Genomic DNA, 25,683 nt, shown 5'->3' with positions numbered 1-25,683 from the left:
ACCCGCATGTCCTCCATCAAACAAGTCATCGAAATTCTGGCCTCGTCCGAAAAGAGCTTTGAAGACGCCCTGCAACGCGCCGTGGCCCAGCTCAGCAGCTCGGTACCAAACATCAATTCCATTTACATCAAAGACCAGAGCTGCAAGGTGCAGGCCAACCGCATTGTCGAGTACCGCATCACGGCCAAGGTGAGCTTCGGCACGCCCACGGAGGAATTCGACCTCTCGGAACTGGAGAGCACCTACGACGAAGCCCCCGTGTCGGGCGGCAATGGCGCACCCGACTACAGCCACCTCGACCTGCATACCCAGCCCGACCTGCCCACCCCCGCCGAACCTGAAAACGGCAGCGCCACCGAGCCCGCCAGCGGCGGCGGCTACAGCGGGTAGCCAATTGCTTCGGCTTTAATGCCTGTCATCCTCATCTGGCGTCGCGCAGCGAAGGACGCCAGATGAGGATGACAACGTTTTAGGGGATTAGCAAACAGCTTCAACCGCGCCTATCTTTCGCCGGCATATTGCTGTGCCCACGTCCCTTGATAACATGAAGCTTTCGACTCCCTTGCGCCTTGCGGCGGCGCTGGTACTTGGTACGACTGGTTTTATGGGCTGCAACCAGCCCAAAGCCCCCGAAACCAGCGCCGCACCGGCCGCCACGCTGGCCAGCTACTTCGCCGATTCGGAAACCGGCGTGCAGGACGGCAACGTGCAGGTTATTCCCATCAGCACGCCCAAAGGCCAGTTTAAAGTTTGGACCAAGCGCTTTGGCAATAACCCCAAAATCAAGGTGTTGCTGCTGAATGGCGGGCCGGGGGCCACACACGAATATTTCGAATGCTTCGAAAACTTCCTGCCGAAGGAAGGCATCGAATTCATCTACTATGACCAGCTGGGCTGCGGCAATTCCGACAACCCCAAAGACACTTCCATGTGGAGCCTGCCGCGCTACGTGGAGGAGGTGGAGCAGGTGCGGCAGGCCCTAAAGCTCGATAACACCAATTTCTACCTGCTGGGCCACTCCTGGGGCGGCATCTTGGCCGCCGAGTATGCCTTTAAGTACCAGCAAAACCTCAAGGGCCTCATCATTTCGAACATGATGATGAGCTGCCCCGACTACGGCCGCTACGCCCAGGATGTGCTGGCCAAGCAGATGAAGCCCGAAGTGCTGGCCGAAATCCGGCAGCTCGAAGCTAAAAAAGACTTCAGCAACCCGCGCTACATGGGCTTGCTCGAACCCAATTTCTACGCCGAGCACCTGTGCCGCATTGTGCCCAACCCCGAGCCCGTGAGCCGCTCACTGGGCAAAATGAACCAGTCGCTCTACGTGACCATGCAGGGCCCCAGCGAGTTCGGCGTGGCCGGCAAGCTGGCCAAATGGGACCGGGTGCCCGACCTGCCCAAGCTCGCGGTGCCCGTGCTCAGCATCGGCGGTAAGTACGATACCATGGACCCCGCGCACATGCGCATGATTGCCACCAAGGTGCAGAAAGGCAACTCCCTCATCTGCCCCAAAGGCAGCCACATGAGCATGTACGACGACCAGCAGACCTATTTCACCGGCCTCATCAGGTTCCTGAAAGCGGTGGATGCCGGCACCGTGCAACCTGGCGCGGCGCTGTAGCTCTAAAACGTTACGGTCAGTTCCATGGGCAGGTCGGTACGGCGGCCGCCAGCAATGCCTGGCTGCCAGCCCGGGCCCTCGCACACCATGCGCAGGGCCTCGTCATCATAGTCTTTGCGCAGGCTGCGCAGCACTTTCAGGTTGCTGATTTTGCCATCGGCTCCCACCATAAACCGTAGGCGCACCGTGCCGTGAAGGTGGAGCTGGCCTTCGCCCGGCTCGAACGCGTCGGCTTCGCGGTGCAGGTAGTTGCGGAAGGCCGGCGTGCCGCCCACCGGGGCAGGATTGATGGCTGGAGTGTCCGGCATGGGCGTGTTGGCCACGCGCACACTGGCAGTGTTTTCGGTTAGCTGAGTGGAGGAAGCGGATTTGGCTTTGGAGGCGAACGACAGGCTGGCCCGGGCCGCATTGGCATTGGCCAGCGTGTCGGGCGCAGCCATTTCGGCTAGGGCAGAGGGTTTGGGGGGCACAGAATCGACCGCGCTGGTGGCGGTGGTCACAGCCGCAATAGTTGAGGTGGCGGCCACTCTGGCTTCCTTTTGGGCGTCCGAGGCCGGAGCGGCATCGGCCATTGCCATTGCATCGGTGCTGGCGGCCTCCATGGCCTGCCTACCTGGCCGGCCAAGCGGTGTCGCACGCCTCGAACGAACTGGCCTGACAGCTGCATAATCAGCAGCTTTTGCGGCTGCTTTTGGCGTTGCTGGTGCTGCGGCCACTGCGGTTTCTAGCGCACTGGCAGCTTCCGTCTCTGTTGGCGCTGGCATCGAGGCCGGGCGTGCAGCAGGTGCGGCTGGTGGGGGAGTTGCGACGGTTTCGAGCCGGGCCGTGGCGGCTGGTGGAGCGGTTTCGTGCTGCTCCCAAGTCCAGATGCCGCCGGCCACCACGCCCAACACGGCCGCCGCGGCCGCGATGCGCGGCCAGGCCCAGCCGCCGGCTACGGGCGCTGGCTCTTCGGCCCCGACGCGGGCTTGCAGGCGGGCACGCAACTCGGCCACGGCCTGGTCGGTGGTGGTGGGGTCGCTCATCGAAAAGCCCGTCAGCAGGTCGGCGCAACGCTCACAGTCCAGCGTGTGTGCCTCTATGCGGTGCTCCTCAGCGGGCTGCAGGGTGCCGGCCGCGTAGGCGCGCAGCTCCGCCGGGGCCGGGTGGGGGCCGGGGGCGGGCAAGCGGGCAAAAGGCGAATCAGCGGGCAGCATGGCGGGGGGCGTTGGCGTCGGGGGCAGGAGGTGAGGGTCGGGGAACGGCGATTTTGGCGGGAGTGGGCGGCGGCTCCAGTTGGCGGCGCAGCATGCGTTTGCCGTTTTGCAAATGGCTGCGCACCAGGTTTAGTTCGAGGCCGGTTTCGGTGGCGATTTCGCGGTAGCTTTTCTTTTCGAGGTAAAATAATTCGAGGCAGCGGCGCTGGGCCGGGGGCAGCTCTGCCAGGGCCGCTTCGATGCTTTGCAGGCGCAGCTCGGCGGTTTCGGCGTCCTCGGCGGCGGCCTGTTCGTCTGGCAGATGCCGGGCGGCCGCCAATTCCACATCGGCCGCGTCCGGAAAACTGAGCACGAGCGGCCCGGCGCTGGGGCCGGCCCGCTTGCGGGCGCGCAGCTGCATGAGGCAATGGTTGCGGGCGGTGGTGTGCAGCCAGGCCGGGAAGTTTTCGGGGGCGTGGGTGCGCAGCACTTTCACCAGATGCTCAAACAGCTGCATGGCGGCGTCCTGGGCGTCTTCGTCGGGCGGGGCCAGGTAGCGGCGGCACACGGCAAACGCTTCGGGCAGGTACCGGTCGTAGAGCTGGCCGAGGTCGGCCACGTTGCCGTGCATGCGGTAGCGGGCCAGCAGCTCCTGGTCGGAGAGTGGCGCAGCGGCAGCGGGCGACGAGGAGCGGCGGAAGAACATCGGGCCGGGAAGTTAGCGCCCGCCGCCGGCATTGAAGGCGATTGGCGGCCGGGGATGAGACTACAACTATTTTTTTGGCCCCGTTGTGCAATCAACCAAACGCGGGCATCAACGGGGCATACTTCACCCCCTAACGCCGATGCCATGAGAAACCTGTTGCTGCTGCCGCTCCTCGCCGGGCTGCTGGCCCCGCCGCCCGCCGCCGCTCAATCGACGCTCACCACCAAAGCCGCTCATCCGGCATCGGAGAACACCACCAAAAACTGGGTCGTGTCCGGCGTGGTCACCGACCAGACCAGTCACGACCCGCTGCCCGGCGTTACGGTCCTCGTCAAGGGCACCAACCTGGGCACCAGCACCGACGCGCAGGGGCGCTACTCGCTCATGGTGCCGGGGGCGGCCAAAGCCGTGCTGCTATTTAATTACATTGGCTATTTGCCTGTAGAGCAACGGGTGGGGACGCATCATACCCTTGATGTGAGTTTGAAAACGGATACCCGCCAACTGGAAGAAGTGGTGGTGACCGGCTACGCAACCGTCACGCACCAGGACGTTACGGGCTCGGTTTCCAGCGTGACAATGTCGGAGTCGAGGGCTGATAAAAAAAACAAATCAGCAGCCCGGGCCTTGCAAGGGCGCGCGGCGGGCTTGGCAATCAATTCCAACAGCTCCTATGCGCCAACGCCCGTTGGGGCACCTTACCCTGCCCAACAGGAAGCCGGGGCCGGCGACACCTACGCCCACATCAAGGAAAACGCCTTTTTTGCGGCGAAGAAAGACCCGCTCAGCACCTTCGCCCTCGACGTAGATAATGCCTCCTATTCCAACGTGCGCCGCTTCCTGAACGAAGGCCAGCTGCCCCCGCGCGATGCCGTGCGGGTGGAGGAGATGCTGAACTACTTCCGCTACGACTACACCGCGCCGCCCACCGCTTCGCCCGACCCCGTGCACATCAGCACCGAGCTGGCCGCCTGCCCCTGGAACCCCGCCCACCAGCTGGCTCGCATTGGCATTCAGGCCAAACGCATCGAAACGGCCAAGCTGCCGCCCGCCAACCTGGTGTTCCTCGTCGATGTATCGGGCTCGATGGACGAGGCCGACAAGCTGCCGCTGGTGCAGGCCGGCCTCAAGCTGCTGGTGAAGCAGCTGCGCCCCCAGGACCACGTGGCGCTGGTGGCCTACGCGGGCGCGGCCGGCCTGGTGCTGCCGCCCACGCCCGGCTCGCAGCCCCAAACCATCCTCGACGCCATTGAGCGGCTGCGGGCCGGCGGCTCCACGGCGGGCGGCGCGGGGCTGCGGCTGGCCTATTCCGTAGCCAAACAAAGCTTTCAGAAAGAAGGCAACAACCGCGTGATTCTGGCCACCGACGGCGATTTCAACGTGGGCGAAAGCTCCGATGCGGCCATGGAACAATTGATTGTGGACCAACGCGAAAGCGGCGTTTTTCTGACCGTGCTGGGCTGCGGGCGCGGCAACCTGCGCGACAGCCGCATGGAAACCCTGGCTGATAAGGGCAACGGCAACTACGCCTACCTTGATAACCTCGACGAGGCCGGGCGGGTGCTGGTGGCGCAGTTCGGCGGCACGCTGTTCACGGTGGCCAAGGATGTGAAGCTGCAAATCGAATTCAACCCTGCCCGCGTGGCCAACTACCGCCTGGTTGGCTACGAAAACCGGCTGCTAGAAGCCGAGGATTTCAACAACGACCGCAAGGACGCTGGCGAGCTCGGGGCGGGCCACACCGTCACGGCCCTCTACGAAATAGTACCCGTGGGCAGCGCCCAGCCCCTCATCGACAACCTGAAATACCAGCCAAATATTGCGCCCTCGCTTCCGCACGCAGCCACTCAAAGCGAAGTGCTGACGGTGAAGCTCCGCTACAAGGAGCCGCAGGGCGGCAGCAGTAAGCTCCTGGCCCAGGCGCTGACCGGCGCGCCGGCCCCCATCGCCAGTGCCTCGGCCGATTTCCGTTTTGCCGCTGCCGTGGCGCAGTTTGGCATGCTGCTGCGCCAGAGCGAGCAGCGCGGCACCGCCACATGGGCCGCCACCGAGCAGTTGGCCGATGGCGCCCGCGGCAAAGACGCCGACGGCTACCGCGCCGAGTTCGTGCGGCTGGTGCGGCTGGCCAGTGGCCTGAGCGGCAGCGGCAGTGTGGGCGTGCGGTAGAACTGCAGCCGTACCTTCTGTCATCCTTGTCTGGCGTCCGCGCAGCGAAGGATGACAGACAGCTCCACACAAACCAGAAAGGCCCCTCCGTTGCAGCGGAAGGGCCTTTTTTATAACATATTTCGGATAATGACGAATAAATCGGAAGCTAAAAATCGAAGAATAGGATGGCTGCTAATCAGCCTTAGAAGGAGTAGTTTAGGCCGACTTTGGCCACGCGGTTGTAGGCGCTGAAGCGGTTGTTGGCGTCGAGCGAGGTGAGGCCGTAGTCGTAGCCGGCGCTCAGGCCGAAGCCGTTGTCAAACTGGTAGCCCAGGCCGGCCACGGCAGCGAAATCAACCTTGCGCAACTGGTCCGACACGTCGAAATCCTGTTTGTAGGCCGAGAAGCCCAGCACGCTGGCATCCACGCGGGCCTTGCCGCTGACGAGGAACGAGGCCTGCGGGCCAGCGTAGAGGTAGAGGCCCGGCGTAATGAACACCTTGGCCAGCACCGGCACATCCACATAAGCCAGGCGGGCCGTGCCGGTCACGCCGGCGTTCAGGAAATCGAGAGCCGGGAAGGGCAGCGTGCCTTTCAGCACCGCGCCTTTTTCGGCGTAGGTGATGCCGGGCTCGATGGCGAAGCTAGGGCCGATGGGCAGCGTGGCATACACGCCAGCGTAGAAGCCCGGGCGCATTTGCTTCGTGATAGCACCATCGGGCAGGTAGCCGGTCAGGTTGGTGAAGCTGTTCACGGCATCGCCCTTCAGGTCAGCCACGTTCAGGCCGGCCCGGAAACCGAAGCGCACACCGCTGGTGGAAGAGTTGGAAGTGGAATAAGACGGCTGCTTGGAGTAACTAGGGACGCGGCGCGTCGGGGAGGAGCCCATGGGGCGGGGCGAGGGGGCGGCTTTGGGGTTGCCGTAGGCATCGCGGGCACCCTGAGCCGAAGCGGTGGTGAAGGTGGCCGAAATCAAAAGGCAAGCCGCGGCCAGGCCGCCCGAAAGGCGTGAAATTTTCATAACCAGCAAGGGTTTGGAATGAGTGAAAGAACCCGGCCACTCGGGGCCGGACTTCCGGCCCGGCTATTGGGCCGATGAAGGGATACATTGCAAAACCGTGCCAAACCGCGGCTTAGCAACCCTCCGCCATGGCCCCATTTTTTGGCAGAGCAGACCAACTCCGGCAATTCCCGGATTAACGGCCGCACGAAATCGACCAATGCCAGCCCTATTCAAAACGTAAAAAAGCCGGGCCGCTCCAGTGAGCGGCCCGGCTTAGCAGCGGGAAAAGTGGAAAGTGGAAAAAGGAAGAGGAAACTAGTGGAGCACCACGCGGCGGCTTGTAGCCGGGCCGGTAGGCGGCGTGAGGCGCAGCAGGTACACGCCGGCGGCCAAGCCGTGCAGGTTCAGCGTCTGGCGGAACGAGCCGGCGGGAGCGGTAATAATCTGCTGGCGCAGGGGGCGGCCCAGCACGTCGAGTAGCTCGATGCTGACCGGCCCGGCGGTGGCCAGGTCGACATCTAGGCTGATAGCATCGGTGGCGGGGTTGGGGTAGGCGGTCCAGGCGGGGGCGTCGTGGCGGGCCAGGGCGGCCGTGGCCTGGAATACCGTGGTGGTGGCCGTGTTGGTGATGACGGGCGCGTTGTAATCGAACACGATGCCGGCGTGATTGGGAATGACTTCGCCCACGGCCAGCGTGGTACGCGGTTGCACCCGGAACCGCACAAAGCCTTGCGAACGAATGACGTCGACGTTGCGCTCGGGTAGGTTGATGTTCAGGAAGCGTACCGTGAGCAGGCCTTTGTCGGGACCGGCGGTGGCCAGGCTCCAGAGGCAACTGTGCGACTGGGCCACCAGCATGAGGCTGGCTAGGTTCAGCTTGCGGAAGTCCAGCGTGTCGCTGAGCAGGACGGTGATGGCAGCGGCCGTGCCCAGGTTCTGGAAATGAATGGTGTAGTCGAGTGGCTGCTGGGCCGAAATCTGGGCCGGCGTGAGGCGCTCATAATTCACCTCCATGCTGTTGGGGTCGTAAGACCCCACCACCGTTTGGGCCAGGGCGGCGGTATTGTCGGCGGGGACTACGTCGGCGGCGAGGGGGGCAGTGGCTGCAGTATTCAGCACGGTACCCGCCACGGTGTTGGTGGGCAGGCTGAACAGCACGTCGAATTCCTGCCGGGCAAACGGGGCCAAGCTGCCGTAGGGCCACGTCAGGACCTGGCCCGTGCGGCTGGCGCTGGGCGTGCTACTGATGTAGGCCATGCGGCTATCGAGCGTGACGGTGGCCGTGCCGCCGGCTACGGTGGTAGTGCCCACGTTCTCCACCGTGAGGCGGTAGCGGGTGGTGAAGCCGGCCCGCGCCGTGCCGTAAGGCGTGAGCGTGGCGCGCACATCGGCCTGGTTGGCAATAGCCTGAATGCCTAGATGCCGAGCCGAATCGAGGCCGCCGAAACCGGCGAAACTGCCGGTATACGTGCCGTTGCCAGGCTGTGAAACCGTGTAGTGCGCCAACAGTTGGGGGATGCTCAGGCTGTAAGCGCCCGGGCCGGTATAGAGCTGGTAGTTGCCGGCCGCGTCGGGCGTGGCCACCCCCGACGCGGCAGCCTGCGGGGCCACCAGCACCACGGGCGCGGGAAATGGGCCTTCGCCGGCATCGCGCACGCCATTAGCGTTGAGGTCGAAATACACCCGGCCGGCAATGGTGTTGTGCCGGATGCCGAGGCGGCTCACCCCCAAGCCGGCCCCCACCAGCGTGAACGAACCAAACTGTACCACCGGCAGGGGCGTGGCCGAGTTCAGGTTCTGCTTCGATTCGGTGGCGTAGTACACGTTGCCCCGGATATCCACTCCCAAGCCAGCCGCGTAGGCATATTGCAGGGCCGAAGTAAAGTTTTGGCCGGGCCGCCAGTCGTTGGCCACCCACTGGGCTTGGCCCTGAGCGTTGAAATGCACCACGTTGTAGGGCGCACGCAGGGGCAGGGTGCCCAAGGTAGGGGGCGTGCTGGCATTGAAACCGCCCTCGGCCACCACGGTAACCGCGCCCGCGTTGTCCACGGCAATCAGGCGGCCGGACTCGTAGCCGCCGCTGGTGTTGGCCTGCAAGCTGCTCCACTGACCCACGCCGGCGCTGTTGTACTTGGCTACGCCAATGCCGTACTGCGCCACGCCGCCAATCGGGAAAGCCCCGCCGGTGAGATAGCAGCTGCCGGCGGCATCGGCCGTGGCGGCCCGGGCCAGGCCGATGGTGGGAATGCTCCAGCGCAGGGCGCCGGCTCCGTCTACGTTGGCCATGAAGTTGACAGGCACCGCGCCAGGTCCCGTTTGGACCGGCGTAGTGCCGCTGTCGAAATACAGCGAAGCTTGAAATTGCCCAAATACCAGCACGCCCCCGTTGGGTTGCGCGCCCATTCCATAGGAGTAGAGGTTCACGTTGCCGCTGGTGCCCACGGGCAGACTGCCGCGCAGCTTGCGTTGCCATTGCACGGTGCCGGTACCGTCGGCCTTCACCAGCAGCACCGTGCTGGAGTCGGCACTGATGCCGCCCACGGTGGTTGTGCCCACGGCGCGGCCCAGCAGGTAGCAGTTGCCGAGGGCATCGGCGGCCAGGGCGGGACTGCGCAGATAGGGCCGGGCCCGGGCCCACAGCAGCGCCCCGGTGGGCGAGCATTTGGCGTAGAAGTAGGCGTAATTACTGGGGTTGGCAGGCAAGGGCGACCCATTCCAAGTGGCACCGGGAAATAGCGCGCCCGAGACGAAGAAGTTGCCAGTGGCCGGGTCGACTTTCAAGCCTTGGTTATCGACGAAAACACCATTGAGGGCCAGCGTCCAGGCCACCTGGCCGGTCGAATCGTGTTTAATCAGGATGTCGCCCCCACCCAAGGCGTTGATGCGCGTGTTGCCGGCTCGCACGCTGTCGTAGCGCACAGCGGCGTAAGTATTGCCGGCCAGGTCGGTGGTGGCGGCCTGCACCGCGCCGTTGTTGCGGCTCAGGTTGCGGTCGAGGCGCGACCATTCAACTACCTGGGCGATGGCTGGGCGGCTCGTGCCCAGTAGCAGGAGTAGGGCCAGCAGGAAGGCGTAACGAATCGGATTCATACCAGTGAATGAAAAGGGAAAGAAAGGAATTGAGGCTGGGCGAAACTGTCGGCACCGCCCCGGCCGGAGCGCAGCACCGCGTTTCAAAAGCCCAGACCAGCCGCCCCCCGAAAAGGCTGCCGTCCCCATCAAAAAAACTTACAGCCCAAACCGCACTCCGAACATCAGGCCCGTAGAAGTGGCTTGTTGGCGTAGCCCCGTTTCGGGCTTGTAGAGCGACAGGGCCTGCCAGCGCATGCTCGGGGCCACGCTCAGGCTGAGGCGGGGCGTGAGGGCGTAGTTGAGGGCCAGCGAGCCGGCCAGGGCCACGTTGAGGGCGCGGAAGGGGCTGGTGCTGGCAGTTATGCGCTCGGTGCGGAAGTTCTCGCCATCGCTGGTCACTACCTGCGTGCCGCCCAGGAAAAACTGGAGCTGCGCACCCACGGCCACGTCGGTCCACAGGCGGCTGGTGCCGGGTGCGGCCAGGCGGTAGCGCAGCAGCACCGGCACCGTGAAGAAGCGGTAGTTGGGCTGCAGCAGCTTGGTGGTAAGGGTTTCCTTCTTGGTGATGGTGGGCGTGGTGACGCTGCGGGTGGTGTGGGTGGTGTCGTGCTGCACGGTGGTGCTGAACACCGTATCCTGGCGCGGCACATACACGGTGTCGTAGCGAATGACCTGGCCGCTGCCGTTGAAGATGGGCGAGAGCTGCGGCACTTGGATGACGCGAATGGAGTGCGTCTGGTAGCTCGACGTGAAGACGTTGGTGCTGGTGGTAGTCGTGGTGTTGTAGCTCACCAGCACGTCGGTGGTTTTGTTGGTGATGCGCAGGTCGGCCCCGAAGGCGGTGTAGCCCACGCCGCCGCCCACACTCAGGCGCGGCGTGAGCTTGTATTCGGCCGTAAGGGCGGCACTGAGGCCGGCGCGACCGGTTTCGTGGTTGCGGCGCAGGGCCGTGAGCGAGTCATTTTCGGAGCCTTGTAGAGCGAGGGTGTTCTGCTCGGGCGTGGCCGAAAGCATAATGCTCCAACGGTAGGCCAGCGGGCGCGGGCGGGCCGTATCGGGCGCGGCGGCTACGGCGGGGGCGGCCGGGGCAGTGCCGGGCAGGTCGCCGAGGGCCAGCAGCAGGCTATCGGTGCGGCGCTGAAGGCGGAAAAGCTCGGCCTGTTCGGTGCGCAGGTTATTCAGCAGCGCGGCGCGGCCGTCGGCATCCCGCGGCCCGGCCGCCAGCGTGGCAATGCTGGGCAGCTGCTCCAGCGTCCGGCGTTCCAGGGCGGCGAGGGGACGTAGGGTGAGGGGCAAGGCATTCGCGGTGGCAAGAGAAGGTGCTGTTTCATTCGTCGCAGCCCCCGGCGAAACCTGAGCTGCTGCGGTGGCCGATGAGGCTACCGTAGCCGCGCTATCAGCCGGCATTTGCTTGGTTCGAACGGAGCGAATTGGCGTAAAAGCGCCAGCGCTCCGGAATGGGTTTCGTCTTGCGGAAACAGTCGTTCCGGACTGCTGGAATAGGCTTGGCTGACCAGAGGTTGCTGCTCCGGTGGTCCGGAGCATGCTCCGAGGCTCGGAAACGACTGCTTCGGAATTCCGGAGAGTGCGTAACTGCTCAGGACTGGCCTTTCCGTCTTTCCGATGTTCTGGCTGCGGATTATTCGGGACGATAATGCTCGTTCGATTTGTTGCCACCGAAGTCGTCGGCCTGTGCGGCAGCAGCCAGCCGCCCAGCCCGGCCACCAAAGCCGTGAGCACCCACAACAGCGGCACCAGCACCGGCCGGCGGCGCGGGCGGAGCCGGGGCGGCGGGGGCAGGCGCTGCTCAATACCGGCCCACACCGGTGCGCCGGGCGTCAGGTTGAAGTCTTCAAACTTGTCGCGCAAAGACTGGTCGAGGCGGTTTTCTTCCGATTCGGGCATCATAGTCGTAAGTAGTTGGCCTGCCGCTGGTGCAACAGGGTAAGTTGTTTGCGGGCCTTGCTGAGCTGCGCCTTGGAGGTGCTCTCCTGAATGCCCAGCAGCTCCGCGATTTCGCCGTGCGTGTAGCCGTCCACGGCGTAGAGGTTTAGGACCAGGCGGCAGCCGTCGGGCAGCTGTTCCATTAGGGCCAGCACTTCGGCCACGCCCAGGCGGTCGAAAGCGTCGGCATCGGGCGCGAAGGGCTCGGGCACGTCATCGAGCAGCAGTTGTTGGCGGCGATGCTGCCCGCTCTGCCAGTGGTTGAGGGCCGTGGTCACCACAATGCGCCGCACCCAGCCCTCTAAAGAGCCCTCGGCCCGGAACTCGCCCAGGTGGGTAAATACCTTCACAAAGGCATCTTGCAGAATATCTTCCGCCTCGGCCACCGAGCGCACGTAGCGCCGCGCCACACCCAGCATCCGGCCGGCGTAGCGGGCATAGAGCGTCCGTTGCGCCGCCGGCTCGCGGCGACGGCAGGCAGCAAGAAGCTCGTCCAGTTCCGTAGAATGGGGCATTAAATCGGGAAAGCAGCGCAGCCCGGCCGGGTGCTGCCCGGCAGACAAGTTACCGCCCGAAAAGGCTGCTCTACGAAGCAAAGTTTTTTTGAAGTAGCGGCTGCCCAGAAGCCGCAACCTCACCCTCGGCCCATCTTCTTGGGGAGATGGGAGCCGAGGGGCTTTTAATCGACAAGCCTGATTCTGTTAGCATCAATAAAAAGCCCCGACTCAACCCAGAGCCGGGGCCTAAAAAAACGGCAGGCTCCCCTCTCCTTGGGGAGAAGGGCCGGGAGTGAAGTGACGCTTACCGCGGCTGCTCGCGGTTCAGCAGGCGCAGCAGCACGCCGTTGGTCCACCCGAAACCGTCTTGCAGCGGGTACTCGCCGCCACCGGCGGGACGGTTCACGTTCTCCACATCGTACTTCTCCAGCAGCTTGCCGGTTTGGCCGTACACGCGGGTGTTGAGGCGCACCCAGCGGTGGGCCACGGTGTCAGACAATGCCTTTTGGTCGTAGCGCGCCAGGCCCTCAATGGCCAGATGCTGCAGCGGAGCCCAGGCATTGGGCGCGTCCCACTGCTGGTGGGTGGCTGAGAGCGTGGTCACCAGCCCGCCGGGTTTCAGGAAGTTGGTTTGCAGGCCGGCGCCTACGCGCTTGGCCTGCTCCGGCGTGGCCAGCCCATAGGCCAGCGGGTAAGTGCCGGCCAGGGTGCGCACCGTGGAGCGCTGCTTCAGGCGCCAGTTATAGTCCTGAAACCAGCCGGCTTTGGGGTCCCAGCTCAGGGCCAGCAGGGCGGTTTTGCGCTGGTCGGCTTTGGCCTCGTAGGTGCGGGCCTGGGCCGGCTGGCCCGCTACGCGGGCGGCCTCGGCCAGCGTCATTTCCAGGTTGTAGAGGAGGCAATTCAAATCGACGGGCACCAAATCGGTGGTCTGAATGCTCTCCAGTCCGCCGCCGGGCTTAAACCAGCGGCTGCTGAAATCCCAGCCCGACGCTGCGCCCGCCCGCATGTGGTGGTAGAACTGGGCGGCCGGCTGCTTGCTCTTCTTGGCGGCGGCCACGTCCTCGGCGTAGGATTCTTCGCGGGGCTGGTCGCTCTCGTCCCAGTAGCGGTTCAGCAACTCGCCGTTGGGCAGGCGCACCACGCGGTGGGCGGCGGTGCCGGGCTTCAGGGTTTCAGCCCCCAGCATCCAGTAGCGGTACTCGGCCTCGAGGGCGGGACGGTAGCGCAATAGCTCGCCGTTGCCCAGGTCCTGGGCCAGCAGCTTCACAATATCGGCGAAGAAAGGCGGCTGCGAGCGGGTGAGGTAGTACGTCCGGTTGCCGTTTGGGATGAAGCCGAACCGGCCCAGCAGGTAGGCAAAGTTGTCGGTGATGTCCTTCATCAGCTGCGTTTTGCCGGCTTCGGCCAGCCCCAGCATCGTGAAGTAGGAATCCCAGTAATACACCTCCCGAAACCGCCCGCCCGGTACGATGTACGGCTTGGGCAGCGGCACCAGCGAGCGGAACTCAGCCAGCGAGTCCGTGGCATCGGCGGCCGGAGCGGCGGGCCGGGCCAGCACGGTCCACAGCGTGTCGAGGTGGTGGCGCAGGCCGGCTTTCAGGTCGCTCTGGAAGGGTATCGCCGTGCTGGTCGGCATTGTGAAGTGGCTTTCTACGAAGGCCTTGAGGTCGAAGCCCGGCCGGTCTTTCTCGCGCCGCCACGCCGCTAGGATGGTAGCCGGCCGTTGCTTCGGGGCGGCGTCCACGAAAGTCTTGTTATCGGGGAAGATGCGGCCCAGCTGCACATCCTCAAAAAGCCCGGGAAACAGCTGCCGGGGCGAAAGCGGGACGGTGTCCGTTTTGGGAGCCGCCGGCGCAACGGTTGCGGTTTGGGACCAGCTGGGTTGGGCAGCCAGCAGCCCGAGCAGCGAGCAGAATACAGGTTTCAGCATGAGCGAAAAGAATAGGCGAGGCTATGCGACGGAGGGCCAGCAGAAGGCACAAGGTGGTTTACGGCGAGCGGCTGCTTTTGGCTTCGTCACTTCTGCTGCCATTTCCAACCGCGGCCAGCTACCGGCAAAGGCAGGCTTCTGCAAGCTACTCAATTCCTTTATCCTCACGAAATAACAATCCGCAAGCCAACGAACTAAATAAATAGTTTGTAAACTAAAATATTAGTTATACGTTTGCGTTATCCTGACTCATTCCCCCAACATGGACCCCTCCGCTTTCCCCGAACTTACCCGCGCCGAAGAACAAGTGATGCAGGTGCTCTGGCGCCGCGGCCCCTCCTTCGTGAAGGACGTGCTGGCCGAGCTGCCCGCCCCACAGCCGGCTTACAACACGGTTTCCACCATCATTCGCATCCTAGAAACCAAGGGCTTTGTCGACCACGAGGCCTTCGGGCGCACGCACCGCTACTTCGTGCTGGTGGCCCAGGACGACTACCGCCGCTTCTCGCTGCGCAAGCTGTTGGGCGGCCATTTCGGCAATTCGTTCAGCCGCCTGGTTTCGTTTTTTGCCAAAGAAGAAAACCTCGACGCCGCTCAGCTCGACGAGCTGCTCCGCCACGCCTCCCAACCCCAAAACCCCGAAGACCATGAACCAACTCAGCCTGCTTAACTGGATGCTGCTTAGCACCGCGCTACTCGCGGCGTGGTGGACGTGTTACCGCCTGGCCCTGCGCCCGGAGCGCAGCTTTGCCTACAATCGGGCCTTTCTGGTGCTGGGGCCACTGCTGGCCGCCGGCCTGCCGCTGGTGCCACTGGCGTGGCCGGCCGGCTGGTGGGGCACCGGCCCGGCGGGCCTCGTCGGGGTGGCGGCCGTGCTGCTGCCGGCCGTGGAGGTTGGCCCGGCGGGCGTAGGCGCTGTGGCTACTGGGCCGGATTGGACCGACTGGTTACTGATTATTTATCTGGCCGGCGCGGCCCTCATGCTGGCGCGCCTGGCCTATGGGCTGGGCCGGCTGTGGCGCACCGCCCACCGCCTGCCCCGCACGGCCCACGCCGGCCACACATTGGTCGAAACTCACGGCCAGCTGCCCACCAGCTCTTTCGGCCGGGTGGTGTTCTGGGATGAAACCCTGGCCCTGAGCCCGGCCGAGGCCCGCCAGGTGCTGCGCCATGAGCTGGCCCACGTCCGGCAAGGCCACACCTACGACCGCCTGCTGCTGGAGCTGCTGCGGGCCGCGCTGTGGTTCAACCCCTTTGCGCACCTCTGCGGGCGGGCCCTGGCCCTCACCCACGAATACCTGGCCGACGAAGCGGCCCTGCACGACGACTCCTCACTTACTCCTTCCCTTTCCACTTCCTACTCCCAACTGCTGGCCCGGCAAGTGGCCAGCCGCCTCGGTTTCTCGGTTCCGCTTGCGCATTCCTTTTCCCATTCCCAAACCCTCAGTCGCATTGCCATGATTCAGAAAACCAATCCTATCCGTCGCTGGAAACAGTGGCTCGCCCTGCCGCTGGCGGGCGTATTAGTTGTTGCTGTGGCCTGTGAAAAAGCCGCCCCGCCCGCCGCACCGGCCGTGTCGAACGCCTCGACCGATGCTCAGGTAGCTCCGCCGCCACCGCCAAAGCTGGTCTCGAACGACAGCCACTTAGCCCCGCCGCCCGCGCCTGCCGTGTACACCTACGTGGAGCAAATGCCCGAATTGGTTGGCGGTGGCGGTAACCGGGCCATTGTCGATTTTATTCAGAACCACCTGCAATACCCCGCCAACCTGCCCACGGCCGAGCGGGTAGATGGCACCGTGTTCGTGCAGTTCATCGTGAATGAAAAGGGCATCGTGGAGCCGGAAACGGTGCATCTGGTGAAGGGTCTGACCGCGCCCTACAACACGGCCGTGGTGCAGGCCGTGCTGCAATTGCCCCGGTTCACGCCCGGCATGCAGCGCGTGCCGGCCGAAAACGGTCCGAAGAAGCCCGTAGCCGTGAGCTTCACCGTGCCCATTCGCTTTGCCTGGAAAAACACAGTTGGCTTCTCAAAGCCTGTGCTTATCAACTGGCAGGGCTGGGTAATGCCGTCCTCCGGCACGGGCTGCTAGCCCACTCCTGATTAAAATCGAGAAAACCCGCTCGAAAAGCTCCGGTCCGCGCCGGGGCCTTTCTGCGTTGGATGGTTTCGAAGAAAGCCAACCGCCGCTACCGAAGTAACTTTAGCGCTGGAAGTAGCTTTCAGGGCTGCTTTTTAGTTGTTAACTGCCCGGTTTTGGCTGCGTTGTGGCGGCCTGTCAGTTGGCAACCAGCCATCGATAAGCCGCTATGTCCCGATTATCCGTTGCCCTGCAGGCCCTGCGTAGCCTGGCCCGTACCCCTTCGCTGCTCAACCACGTCATTGCTGGTGATGTAGGCGAATGGCAGCGCCGGGCGCTGGCCCACGCCAGCCGCCGCCAGCTCACCACCAAAGGCTTACCAATGGTGCCGCTGGCGCATTTTCTGAGCCCGGCCGATACCACGGTGCGCCCGTTCGCCTTCCGCGAGGGTGGCTCGCTGCCCACGGATTTGCTGCTGCTGCGCGCCCTGGCCCGCCGCGTTTCTGGCGGTGCCTATTTTGAAATCGGTACCTGGCGCGGAGAGAGCGCCGCCAATGTAGCCGAAGTTATTGCGGAAGTTTACACGCTGAATTTATCCGATGCCGAAATCCGCGCCCTCGGCCTACCCGAGCGATACATCGAGCTCCACGGGTTTTTTTCGAAGCCATTACCCAACGTGTATCATCTGCACGGCAACTCGGCCACCTACGACTTCGAGGAGTTTGCGGAGCCGTTCGATGTGATTTTTATCGACGGCGACCACCGCTACGAGGCCGTGCGCATCGACACGAAGCGCGTGTTTGAACATCTGGTAGGCCCCAAAACCACCGTGGTGTGGCACGATGCTAGCCGCCAGCCGGGCGAGCCGCGCTGGGAAGTGCTGGCCGGCCTGCTCGACGGGCTGCCCGCCACGGCCACTGGCCAGCTGGTGCAGGTCGAGAACACGCTGTGCGCGCTGTACTCGCCCACGCCGCTGCCCGCGCAGGTGCCCGACCCGCTGGCCGACCCCACCACCTGGTTTGAAGTGAAGCTGACGCCGGTTTCGCGCTAGCCCCTGGCCGGGACGCAGGATTTAAGCCGGTTTTAATTGCGCGGCCGCCAACAGGCCCGACGGAAACGCTTACCTTTGAGCTAACTATTGCTCGCTTTGTTCCCCATTATCAGTGTCTTTAAACGCAACCTCTAGCGCGTTCGTCGCTACCCTGGGCCTGATGGCGGCCCTGGCCCTGCCCGCCTGTTCCACCCGCCCCGCCGAGGGCGAAAAAGGCGCCGACGGCACCACGGCGGCCACCGGCGACAGCGCCGACAAGCCCGCCCCCGTCGATACCATCAAGCTGAAGATGCAGGCCATGCGCCGCGACTCGCTGAAGGCCGACAGCATTGCCCGCAAAACCGGTCAGCTGCCGGGCGCCATCCTGCCGGGCCACCGCATCGTGGCTTTCTATGGCAACATCCGTTCGAAAGGCATGGGCATTCTCGGCCGCGAGCCCAAGGAGCAGATGTTCCGCAAGTTTGAAGGCGTGCTGAAAGAGTGGCAGGCCGCCGACCCCAGCATTCCCGTGCAGGCCGCGCTGCACAACGTGACCATTACGGCTCAGGGCTCGCCCGGCAAGGACGGCAAGTGGCGCCTGATGAACTCCAAAGCCACCATCGAAGAGGTGATTGCCTGGGCCCGCGAGCACAAGTGCATCCTGTTTCTGGACGTGCAGCCCGGCCACAGCACCCTGCAGGTGGAAGTGCCAAAGCTGGAGGCCTACCTCAAGCAGCCCGACATTCACCTTGGCATCGACCCCGAGTTTTCGCTGGCTACCATGCCCGGCATTCGGCCCAACCAGCGCATCGGCACCCTCGACGCCAAAGATGTGAACTGGACCATCAACTACCTGGCCCGCATTGTGAGTGAGAACAAGCTTCCGCCCAAAGTACTGACGGTGCACCGCTTCACTCGGAAGATGCTGACCAACTACAAAAACATCAAGCTCGACCCGCGCGTGCAGGTGGTGATGCACATGGACGGCCACGGCGAGCCCACCCTGAAAAAGGACTCGTACCACGACTACATCCAGACCGAGCCCGTGCAATACACCGGCTTCAAGCTGTTCTACGAATACGACCCCAAACCCAAGCCCCACCACATGATGACCCCGGTGGAGGTGCTCACGCAACTCACGCCCAAGCCGCTGTACATTCAGTATCAGTAACTGGTTGGGCCAATTAAAAAGGGCTTCCCGCTAAATGCGGGAAGCCCTTTTTAATTATACAATAATTTAACGGTCACCTAATTAAGCCACATAGCATAGCGTTTTCCTGAGCTTAGTGTGCCGCGTTCAGGTCAATTTTTTCGTTGCTCTTGGCGCGCTTGATGAGAAGCACCAACGGGAGACAGCACACGAAGAACAGGCCAATCATGGCGAACACCTGCGAGTAGGTGATGATGGATACCTGCTTCATCAGAATGCCTTCCAGCGCCGCGTAGGCTTGTTTCTGGGCCTGTTCCATCGAGAAACCGTGGGCCATGAAGTTCTGCGTGAAAGCCTGGATGCGCTGCACCGTGGCATTGTCGTAGAGCGAGATGTGGGCCAGCGGGCTGATGCGGTTCTGGGCAATGCTGCGCTCCAGGTAGGTGCCCACGATGGCCACCCCAAACGAGCCGCCGAGCTGGCGAATCATGCCAGTGAGGCCGGCGGCCTGGCCGGCGTCTTTGCCTTTCAGGCCAGCCAGGCTCATGGTCGTAATGGGCAGGAAGATGAGGCCCATGCCCAGGCCGCGCACCATCAGGGGCCAGAAGAAGTCGGACTCGCCGGCGGTGGGCGAAATGACGTTGGCCATCCAGAAGGTGAAGCCAAAAAAGATGAGGAAGCCGGTGGGAATCATGAACTTCTGCGGCACTCCGGCTTGTAGCATCCGGCCAATGACCGGCATCATGAAGCCGGAAGCCAGCGCGCCAGGCAGCAGCATGTAGCCCGTTTGGGCGGCCGTGAAGCCCAGAATGCGCTGGGTGAAAATGGGCAGAATAAACACCGAGGCAAACATGCCGAAGCCCAGCACAAACGACAGCACCGACCCCACGGCCAGGTTGCGGCTCTTGCCCAGCACTCGCAGGTCCACGATGGGGGCTTTTGCCGTGAGCTCGCGCCAAATGAAGCCCAACAGGCCAATGGCCGCCAGCAGCGCGAAGCTGTTGATGTAGGCACTCTCGAACCAGTCCTCAGTTTCGCCCTGCTCCAGCACCAGCTGCAGCGAGCCCACGCCCAGAATCAGCAGGAAAATGCCGGCCCAGTCAATCTCGCGCAGCGGCCGGGGAATGGCGTTTTTGATGCGCTCCGGGTCGCGGATAAAGAGCAGCGTGAAGACAGCCGCCAGAATGCCCACCGGCACGTTCACGTAGAAAATCCAGGGCCAGTCGTAGTTATCCACGATGTAGCCGCCCAGCGTGGGGCCGATGGTGGGGCCGATAATCACGCCCATGCCGAACAGGGCCTGTCCCAGCGGCAGCTGCTTGGGCGGGAAGGTGTCAATCAGAATGGCCTGCGAAGTGGCCATCAGCGCACCCCCGCCGATGCCCTGCACAAAGCGAAAGGCTACCAGCTCCCACAAGTTGGTGCTCTGGCCGCAGGCCATGGAAGCCAGCGTGAAGAGCACCACGGAGAAGAAAAAGTAGTTTTTGCGCCCGAACTGCTCGGCCAGAAAGCCCGTCATCGGAATCACAATCACGTTAGCGATGCCGTAGGCGGCCACCACCCAGGTCACTTCCTGCTGCGTGGCCGAGAGGTTGCCCATCATTTGGGTCAGGGCCACGTTCACAATGCTGGTATCAATCAGCTCGAGCAGAACGCAGAGGACCACCGTCACAACGATAATCCACTTGGTAAATCCGGTTTCCATTTTATATCTGTTTTATGAATTTTCTGTCATCCTGAGCGCAGCGAAGGACCTTATCACGCTCAAATAGTTGGTCGCTATTGTAGCGGCGCCAGCGTGATAAGGTCCTTCGCTGCGCTCAGGATGACAGAATAAAACAACCCTTACTTCACCTGCACCACGGCATTCACGCTCATACCGGCGCGGAGCGGGTGCTGAGGGTCCACTTTGTCCAGGGCGATGCGCACCGGGATGCGCTGCGTTACTTTCACGAAGTTGCCGCTGGCGTTGTCGGGGGGCAGCAGAGCAAAGCGGGCACCGGTAGCGGCCGAGAGCGACTCGATGTGGCCCTGGAACTCCTCTTTGGGGTAGGCATCCACTTCCAGTTTCACGGGCTGGCCCACTTTCATGTCTTCCAGCTGGGTTTCCTTGAAGTTAGCCACCACCCAGGTGCGGGCGCTGCCCACGATGCCGAACAGCTGCTGGCCGGGGCCTACCACCTGGCCGGGCTGCACGTTCTTTTTGCTAATGATGCCGTCCTGGGGAGCGGTGATGGTGGTGTAGCTCAACTGCAGCTTGGCGTTGTCGAGGTCGGCCTGGCGCTGCTTTACCACGGCCTGGGCCACGGCAATCTGCTGCGAGGCAGCGGCTACCTGCTGGCGAGCCACGCTCACCTGGTCGGTGGCGGTGGCGCGCTGGGCGGCGGTCGCTTTCAGATTGGCCTGCACGGCATCGTACTCACTCTGCGGAATAATATCCTGCTTGCGAAGCAGTTCGCTGCGCTTGAGGTCTTTCTGCAGACGCTCCTGGTTGGCCTGGCTCACACCGATGCCGGTTTGGGCAGTGCGCACGTTAGCGCTGGCGGTGGCTACGCCGGCGCGGGCGGCCGTTACCTGGGCCTGGGCGGCGGCGAGGGCGGCTTCGGCAGCATTCACGCGCTGCTGGTAGTCGGCCGGGTCGAGGGTCACGAGGACGTCGCCCTTCTTCACGGGCATGTTGTCGTCCACTTTCACTTCGAGCACCGGGCCGCCCACGCGGGGCAGCACGGGGTACACGTCGCCCTCTACCTGCGCGTCGTCGGTGCTTTCGTGGGCTTTGGCAAACTGGTAGCGCGTGAAGCCATAGTAGCCGCCGCCCAGCAACACCAGTAGCATAATGATGAGAACAAGCGGGTTACGCTTCTTCGGCTCCTCCAGGTGCTCGCCTTCGGCGGCCGCATTGGGATAAGGAGCAGGGGCGTTTTGAACGGCGGGGGAAGTTTCGGTCTGGGCCATCTTAGTAAATATTCGGGGGCGGTGTTTTACGGAAAAAAGGAGGGCGGTGGCGGCGCTAGGCCGGTTTCACTGCCGTTTCGGATTGGAGCGGGGCGCGGACCAATAAGGTGGCGCACCGGGCGGTGCGGAGCACGATTTCGGCGGTGGTGCCCATCAAAAAGCGCGTGAGGCCCGTTTGACCATGCGCGCCAATAACAATTAAATCAGCCTGTTGGCGGTCGGCTTCGGCCACAATTTCCGGGGCTGCCTCGCCGCGCACCATGCCGGTGTGCACCAGCGTCACGCCAGCGGCTTCGGCTGCGTTGCGTAGCTCCTGCATCCGGCCTTTGCAGGAGCCAAACACCTTTGCGTCGGGCTGCTGGCCGCTGGGGTCCTCCTGCGGCTCGCACACGTGCAGCAGTCGCAGCTCGGCACCCGTGGCCACGGCCAGGGCCGCTGCGTAGGCCACCAGCCCAGCCGACGCGGCCGAGAAATCGAGCGGACAAAGGATGGTGGTGAGGTTCATTTGTGGTAAATGGGTAATTGAGTAAATGAGTAGGTTTTAGGGTCGTTGGAGAGAATGAATACAAGCTGCATGAAGCCACTTTACTCATTTACTCACTTGCTCATTTACCGTTATTGCCAAATCTGCTCGCCGGTGGCGCGGCGCAGCTGGTACTGGCCCAGCGTGTAATTGTACTCGGCCTGTACCAAGGCCAAGCGGGCCTGGGCGAGCTGGGTTTCGGCGTCCAGCACGTCGAGGTTCTGGCCCACGCCGTAGCGGTACCGGTCGCGGGCTTTGCTCAGGGCTTCAGTGGCCTGGGCTACCTGCTGCTGAGCATTCTCGTGGCGGGCCTGGCTGAAGTCCATGTTGTTGACGGCCTGCCGGACATCGGCGCGGATTTGCTCCTGCGTGTCGGCGGTGCGAGCCACAGCGGCGCGGGAAATGGCTGCAGCCTCCACGCGCTGCTTCTTGTTCTTGTTGCCATCATAAATTGGCACGGACAGCTGCAGCACACCCACCGTATTGAAGCGCAACCGGTCGATATCGGGCAAGATGTAGCCATTTTTAGCGCCCGCCTGCACGCCCGCGCCGAGGCTGGGCATGTTGCTTTTCTCGATGAGGCGGGCTTGCAAGGCGGCCGTGTTCTCGGCATCGCGGGCCAGCTTCACTTCGGGGCGGTTGTTGCTGGCCTTGGTCACCTCGGCTTCCAGGTCTACGGCCTGCGGCTCGTAGGTGAGGCGGCCTTTCACCGGAATGTCGGCTTGGGCGGGCTTGTGCAGCAGGCGGGCTAGCTGCACCTGCTGGTTGCGCAGCTGGTTTTGCAGGTCGAGCTTGGTATTCTGAGCCTGCGTAATGCGAACATCGGTCGTCGTCACGTCGAACTTGGTGCTCACGCCGGCTTCCACGCGCTTGTTCATTTCGTTGCGATGGGCTTGCAGCGAGGCAATCTGCTGGTCCTGCACCTTGATGCTCTCGCGCATGAACAGGATGTTGTAGTACACCTGCGCGGCGTTAAAGGCCAGGTCGCGGCGGGCCACCGTGATGTTGTCCTGCGCCGTCTGCACCTGCGATTCGGCCACTTTCACCGTCGCCTCGTTCTTGCCGAAATCGAACAGCAAGTACTGCGCGGTGAGGTGAAAGTCGTAGTTGTTATTGGGCGCAAACTGTAGGGTTTCGCCATTGAACGGCAGCTTCACCACCGGGTCGATGCGGGTGTAAGTGGCCGTACCCGTTACTTGGGGCAGAAAACCAGCCCGCGTCTGGCTCAGGCGGCTGGTTGAAGCGGCCGACAGTTCGGTGAGGTTGGTGATGCTGGGGTTGGCGTCGAGCACGGCTTGCAGCGTCGCGCCAAGAGTTAGGGAGTCGCTGGCCAGGCCAATGGCCTGAGCGGCGGCCGGCACGCTGGGCTGGTTTTGGGCCAGCGCCGGCTGGGCCAGCAGCAGACCGCCAAACAGCGACAAACCGGCAAAACCCATGAGGTGTTGATGAGAAAACATAAGGCCAAGTGGCATAGGGTGTGCACCGCCCTTACCGAAAGCCATGCCAGCACCAATGAGAGAAAGTTTTTACATATCTACCCATTGAATACTAGATAATTAAAATTAAGTTGTGCGGTTATGAAGTAAATTGAAAAGGGAAACGTCATCTTATCTGTTCCTCAAATATTAGGAATTACCCCAATTTTATTCCTCATATTTAAGGAGATTTTAATCTTAAGCTGGTGCCTACCAACGACGAAAACCTTCTGCTCCACCTCAACGAGGCTATCGCGACCATCCGCGACAAAGACCAATTGTTTAAGGTGGTCACGACCAAGCTGCGGCTGATTTTTCCGTTCGATTTTATCGGCATCAACGTGTTTGATAAGGAATTGCAGATGAAGCGGCTGTTTCTGCGCGACTACTATGGTACCGACGAAGCGCCGGTAATACCCGCCGGCCTCGACCACTTCACGCCCATCGCTGGCTCGCCCATCGAGAAGCTGGTAGCGGCGCCGCGCGTGCAGCAGTTCACGCCCCAGCAGTACCTGGCCGACTATCCGAATTACGCGCCGTTCAACAAGTTTGACAAGCTGGGCGTGAAGCACATAACGGCGGTGCCGCTGCACATTGGCGGGCTGTTGACGGGCTTTCTCACGCTGGCTTCGCGCCGGGTGCCCAACCTCACGGCGGCCGATGAAATCTTGTTGGGCAAACTCGGCTCCCTCATCGCCGTAGCCGTGGCCAACACGCTGGCATTCGAGGAAGTAGCGCGCCGGGAGCAGGAGCGTACCCTGCAGCTCAGCATCACCAATGCCCTGCTCAGCATCAAGCAGCGCGAGCCGCTGTTTCGGGCCGTGGCCGAGGGCCTGAGTAAGGTGGTGCCCTTTGACTACTTCGGCCTGCGGGTGCAGCGGGCCGGGCGGCAGGAGCCCTTCGAAGGCTTCGCGGAATTCTCGCGCACGGCCGACGACCTGATGGCCCCGATGCTGGCCCTCGACCCCAATCGCACCAATGGGCTGAACCAGCTGGACCGCTCGGCCATGTACCATCAGCTGAACGACTTGTTGCAAACCCCCGGCCTGTACACCGCCGATGATTTTCGGGCGCAGGCCCAGCGCTACCCGCTGCTGCGCCAGATATACGAGGAGTACGGCACGCGGGCCATGCTCATCGTGCCCATCTGGCAGCGGACCGATGGCGCGGCCGTGCTCATCCTGGCCTCGTCTAACCCGCTGGCTTTCCGCCCCGAAGACTTAGACACGGTGGTGTCATTGGCCCCGCAGATTGCCCTGGCGCTGGAAAATCTCTTCGCCTTCGAGCAGATTGAGGAGCTCAAGGCCCATGTGGAGCAGGAGCGCACCTACCTGGTCGATGAAATCAACACTTCTGCCCGCTTCGGGGCCGATTCGGGCGCCTTTGTGGGCAGTGGGCCGGCCCTGCAGCGGGTGCAGCTCCGCATCAGCCAGGTGGCCCCCACCGATACGACAGTATTGATTTCGGGCGAAACCGGCACCGGCAAGGAGTTGGTGGCCCGCGAGCTGCACAACGCCTCGCCGCGTCACGCCCGCGCCCTCATCAAGCTCAACTGCGCTGCACTGCCGGCACAGCTGATTGAGAGTGAATTGTTTGGGCATGAAAAAGGTGCTTTTACAGGTGCGGTGGAGCGGCGCATCGGCAAGTTCGAGCTGGCCAATGGCGGCAGTATTTTCCTGGATGAAATCGGCGAGCTACCCCTTGACCTGCAAGCCAAGCTGCTGCGCGTGCTGCAGGAGCGGGAGTTCGAGCGCCTGGGCGGTACCAAAGTGCTGCACTCAGATGCCCGCGTGATAGCCGCTACCAACCGCGTGCTGGCCGACGAAGTGGCTGCCGGCCGCTTCCGGGCCGATTTGTACTACCGTCTGAACGTATTTCCCATCGAGCTGGCACCGCTGCGCGAGCGCCGCGAAGACATTGAGCCGCTGCTGCGTCACTTCGTCCAGCGCCTGAGCAAGCGGCTGGGCAAGCCCATCCGCCAGGTGCGCCCGACAGATTTGGCCGCGCTGCAAGCCTATAGCTGGCCCGGCAATATCCGCGAGCTGGAGCACGTGCTGGAGCAGTCCATCATCGTGAGCCAGGGCCAGTTTCTGGAGTTCGCGGGCTTTGCCGGCGCTCCGCTGATGATGGCCACCACCGCCGCGCCCCCGGCGCAGCCCGCGGCTCCCATCAAAACGCTGAAGGAACAGGAGCGCGACCACATTCTGGCCGCCCTCACGCGCACCGGCGGCCGGGTGAGCGGGGCACAGGGCGCGGCCCTATTGCTCGATATCAACCCTAAGACTCTGGAAGCCCGCATGAAAAAGCTGGGCATCCGGCGCACGGTGGGCGTGGAAGGGTAGGAAGACGGGAAAAAACGGACGCCTGCTCAGC

General features: G+C 63.2%; 19 protein-coding genes. 8 read left to right on the top strand and 11 right to left on the bottom strand.

The window, feature by feature from the left end; translation table 11 throughout:
* Positions 1-6 precede the first annotated feature (6 nt).
* Complete coding sequence (locus I7X13_RS12270; protein WP_198075700.1) at positions 7-390, top strand: dodecin family protein; 384 nt, start codon at positions 7-9, stop codon at positions 388-390.
* Between the two features lie 154 nt (positions 391-544).
* Positions 545-1,621, top strand: a complete 1,077-nt coding sequence (locus tag I7X13_RS12265) for a proline iminopeptidase-family hydrolase (RefSeq protein ID WP_233454765.1) — start codon at positions 545-547, stop codon at positions 1,619-1,621.
* A 2-nt stretch (positions 1,622-1,623) separates the two neighbouring features.
* Here the strand turns inward: I7X13_RS12265 and I7X13_RS12260 are convergent, their stop codons facing one another.
* Together I7X13_RS12260 and I7X13_RS12255 are read right to left on the bottom strand one after the other, a co-directional pair.
* Positions 1,624-2,817, bottom strand: a complete 1,194-nt coding sequence (locus I7X13_RS12260; RefSeq protein ID WP_198075699.1) for an energy transducer TonB — start codon at positions 2,815-2,817, stop codon at positions 1,624-1,626.
* Positions 2,804-3,502 (bottom strand): RNA polymerase sigma factor, encoded by a 699-nt coding sequence (locus I7X13_RS12255; RefSeq protein ID WP_198075698.1) that lies wholly within the window; start codon positions 3,500-3,502, stop codon positions 2,804-2,806. Before I7X13_RS12255 ends, I7X13_RS12260 begins: the two co-directional genes overlap by 14 nt.
* Before the next feature lie 144 nt (positions 3,503-3,646).
* On the opposite strand from I7X13_RS12255, the gene I7X13_RS12250 reads away from it, so the two are divergent.
* Complete coding sequence (locus I7X13_RS12250; RefSeq protein WP_198075697.1) at positions 3,647-5,668, top strand: vWA domain-containing protein; 2,022 nt, start codon at positions 3,647-3,649, stop codon at positions 5,666-5,668.
* A 184-nt stretch (positions 5,669-5,852) separates the two neighbouring features.
* On the opposite strand, the gene I7X13_RS12245 is transcribed toward I7X13_RS12250, so the two are convergent.
* The 5 genes from I7X13_RS12245 to treF form a co-directional block, all read right to left on the bottom strand.
* Positions 5,853-6,671 carry a porin family protein gene (locus I7X13_RS12245; protein ID WP_233454764.1) on the bottom strand — a complete coding sequence of 273 codons (819 nt, stop codon included), beginning with the start codon at positions 6,669-6,671 and terminating at the stop codon, positions 5,853-5,855.
* Positions 6,672-6,968: 297 nt separating this feature from the next.
* Positions 6,969-9,743, bottom strand: coding sequence for a DUF7619 domain-containing protein (locus I7X13_RS12240; RefSeq protein ID WP_198075696.1), 2,775 nt, complete (start codon positions 9,741-9,743; stop codon positions 6,969-6,971).
* Between the two features lie 138 nt (positions 9,744-9,881).
* On the bottom strand, positions 9,882-11,021 hold the full coding sequence (locus I7X13_RS12235; RefSeq protein ID WP_198075695.1) for a hypothetical protein: 1,140 nt from the start codon (positions 11,019-11,021) through the stop codon (positions 9,882-9,884).
* 608 nt (positions 11,022-11,629) lie between these two features.
* On the bottom strand, positions 11,630-12,184 hold the full coding sequence (locus tag I7X13_RS12230) for an RNA polymerase sigma factor (protein WP_198069527.1): 555 nt from the start codon (positions 12,182-12,184) through the stop codon (positions 11,630-11,632).
* A 286-nt stretch (positions 12,185-12,470) separates the two neighbouring features.
* Positions 12,471-14,096 (bottom strand): alpha,alpha-trehalase TreF, encoded by a 1,626-nt coding sequence (treF, locus tag I7X13_RS12225; protein ID WP_198075694.1) that lies wholly within the window; start codon positions 14,094-14,096, stop codon positions 12,471-12,473.
* Positions 14,097-14,358: 262 nt separating this feature from the next.
* On the opposite strand from treF, the gene I7X13_RS12220 reads away from it, so the two are divergent.
* The 4 genes from I7X13_RS12220 to I7X13_RS12205 all read left to right on the top strand — a co-directional run bounded on the left by I7X13_RS12220 (position 14,359) and on the right by I7X13_RS12205 (position 18,378).
* Positions 14,359-14,766: a BlaI/MecI/CopY family transcriptional regulator gene (locus tag I7X13_RS12220; RefSeq protein WP_198069525.1), complete on the top strand. Its 408-nt coding sequence runs from the start codon at positions 14,359-14,361 to the stop codon at positions 14,764-14,766.
* Positions 14,744-16,189, top strand: coding sequence for a M56 family metallopeptidase (locus tag I7X13_RS12215; RefSeq protein ID WP_198075693.1), 1,446 nt, complete (start codon positions 14,744-14,746; stop codon positions 16,187-16,189). The genes I7X13_RS12220 and I7X13_RS12215 overlap by 23 nt, the downstream gene beginning before the upstream one ends.
* A 217-nt stretch (positions 16,190-16,406) precedes the next feature.
* Positions 16,407-17,228, top strand: coding sequence for a class I SAM-dependent methyltransferase (locus I7X13_RS12210; RefSeq protein ID WP_198075692.1), 822 nt, complete (start codon positions 16,407-16,409; stop codon positions 17,226-17,228).
* Positions 17,229-17,340: 112 nt separating this feature from the next.
* Positions 17,341-18,378 carry a hypothetical protein gene (locus I7X13_RS12205; RefSeq protein WP_198069522.1) on the top strand — a complete coding sequence of 346 codons (1,038 nt, stop codon included), beginning with the start codon at positions 17,341-17,343 and terminating at the stop codon, positions 18,376-18,378.
* Between the two features lie 112 nt (positions 18,379-18,490).
* On the opposite strand, the gene I7X13_RS12200 is transcribed toward I7X13_RS12205, so the two are convergent.
* The 4 genes from I7X13_RS12200 to I7X13_RS12185 form a co-directional block, all read right to left on the bottom strand.
* Entirely contained in the window at positions 18,491-20,062 is a 1,572-nt protein-coding gene (locus I7X13_RS12200; protein ID WP_198075691.1) for a DHA2 family efflux MFS transporter permease subunit, read from the bottom strand.
* Between the two features lie 140 nt (positions 20,063-20,202).
* The gene (locus I7X13_RS12195; RefSeq protein WP_211532058.1) at positions 20,203-21,312 is read right to left on the bottom strand and encodes an HlyD family secretion protein; all 1,110 of its coding nucleotides are present in this window, start codon (positions 21,310-21,312) and stop codon (positions 20,203-20,205) included.
* A gap of 55 nt (positions 21,313-21,367) precedes the next feature.
* Complete coding sequence (locus I7X13_RS12190; RefSeq protein WP_198069520.1) at positions 21,368-21,817, bottom strand: universal stress protein; 450 nt, start codon at positions 21,815-21,817, stop codon at positions 21,368-21,370.
* Positions 21,818-21,927: 110 nt separating this feature from the next.
* A complete protein-coding gene (locus I7X13_RS12185; RefSeq protein ID WP_198069519.1) occupies positions 21,928-23,292 on the bottom strand; it encodes a TolC family protein in 1,365 nt (454 codons plus the stop codon).
* 224 nt (positions 23,293-23,516) lie between these two features.
* On the opposite strand from I7X13_RS12185, the gene I7X13_RS21935 reads away from it, so the two are divergent.
* Positions 23,517-25,652 carry a sigma-54-dependent Fis family transcriptional regulator gene (locus tag I7X13_RS21935; RefSeq protein ID WP_198069518.1) on the top strand — a complete coding sequence of 712 codons (2,136 nt, stop codon included), beginning with the start codon at positions 23,517-23,519 and terminating at the stop codon, positions 25,650-25,652.
* Positions 25,653-25,683 lie beyond the last annotated feature (31 nt).

Origin of the sequence: Hymenobacter negativus, assembly GCF_016056375.1 — a bacterium.
In the GTDB taxonomy this organism is placed as follows: Bacteria; Bacteroidota; Bacteroidia; order Cytophagales; family Hymenobacteraceae; genus Hymenobacter; species Hymenobacter negativus_A.
Note: the sequence above shows the minus strand (reverse complement) of the source record. Positions and strands in the feature narration are given on the sequence as shown.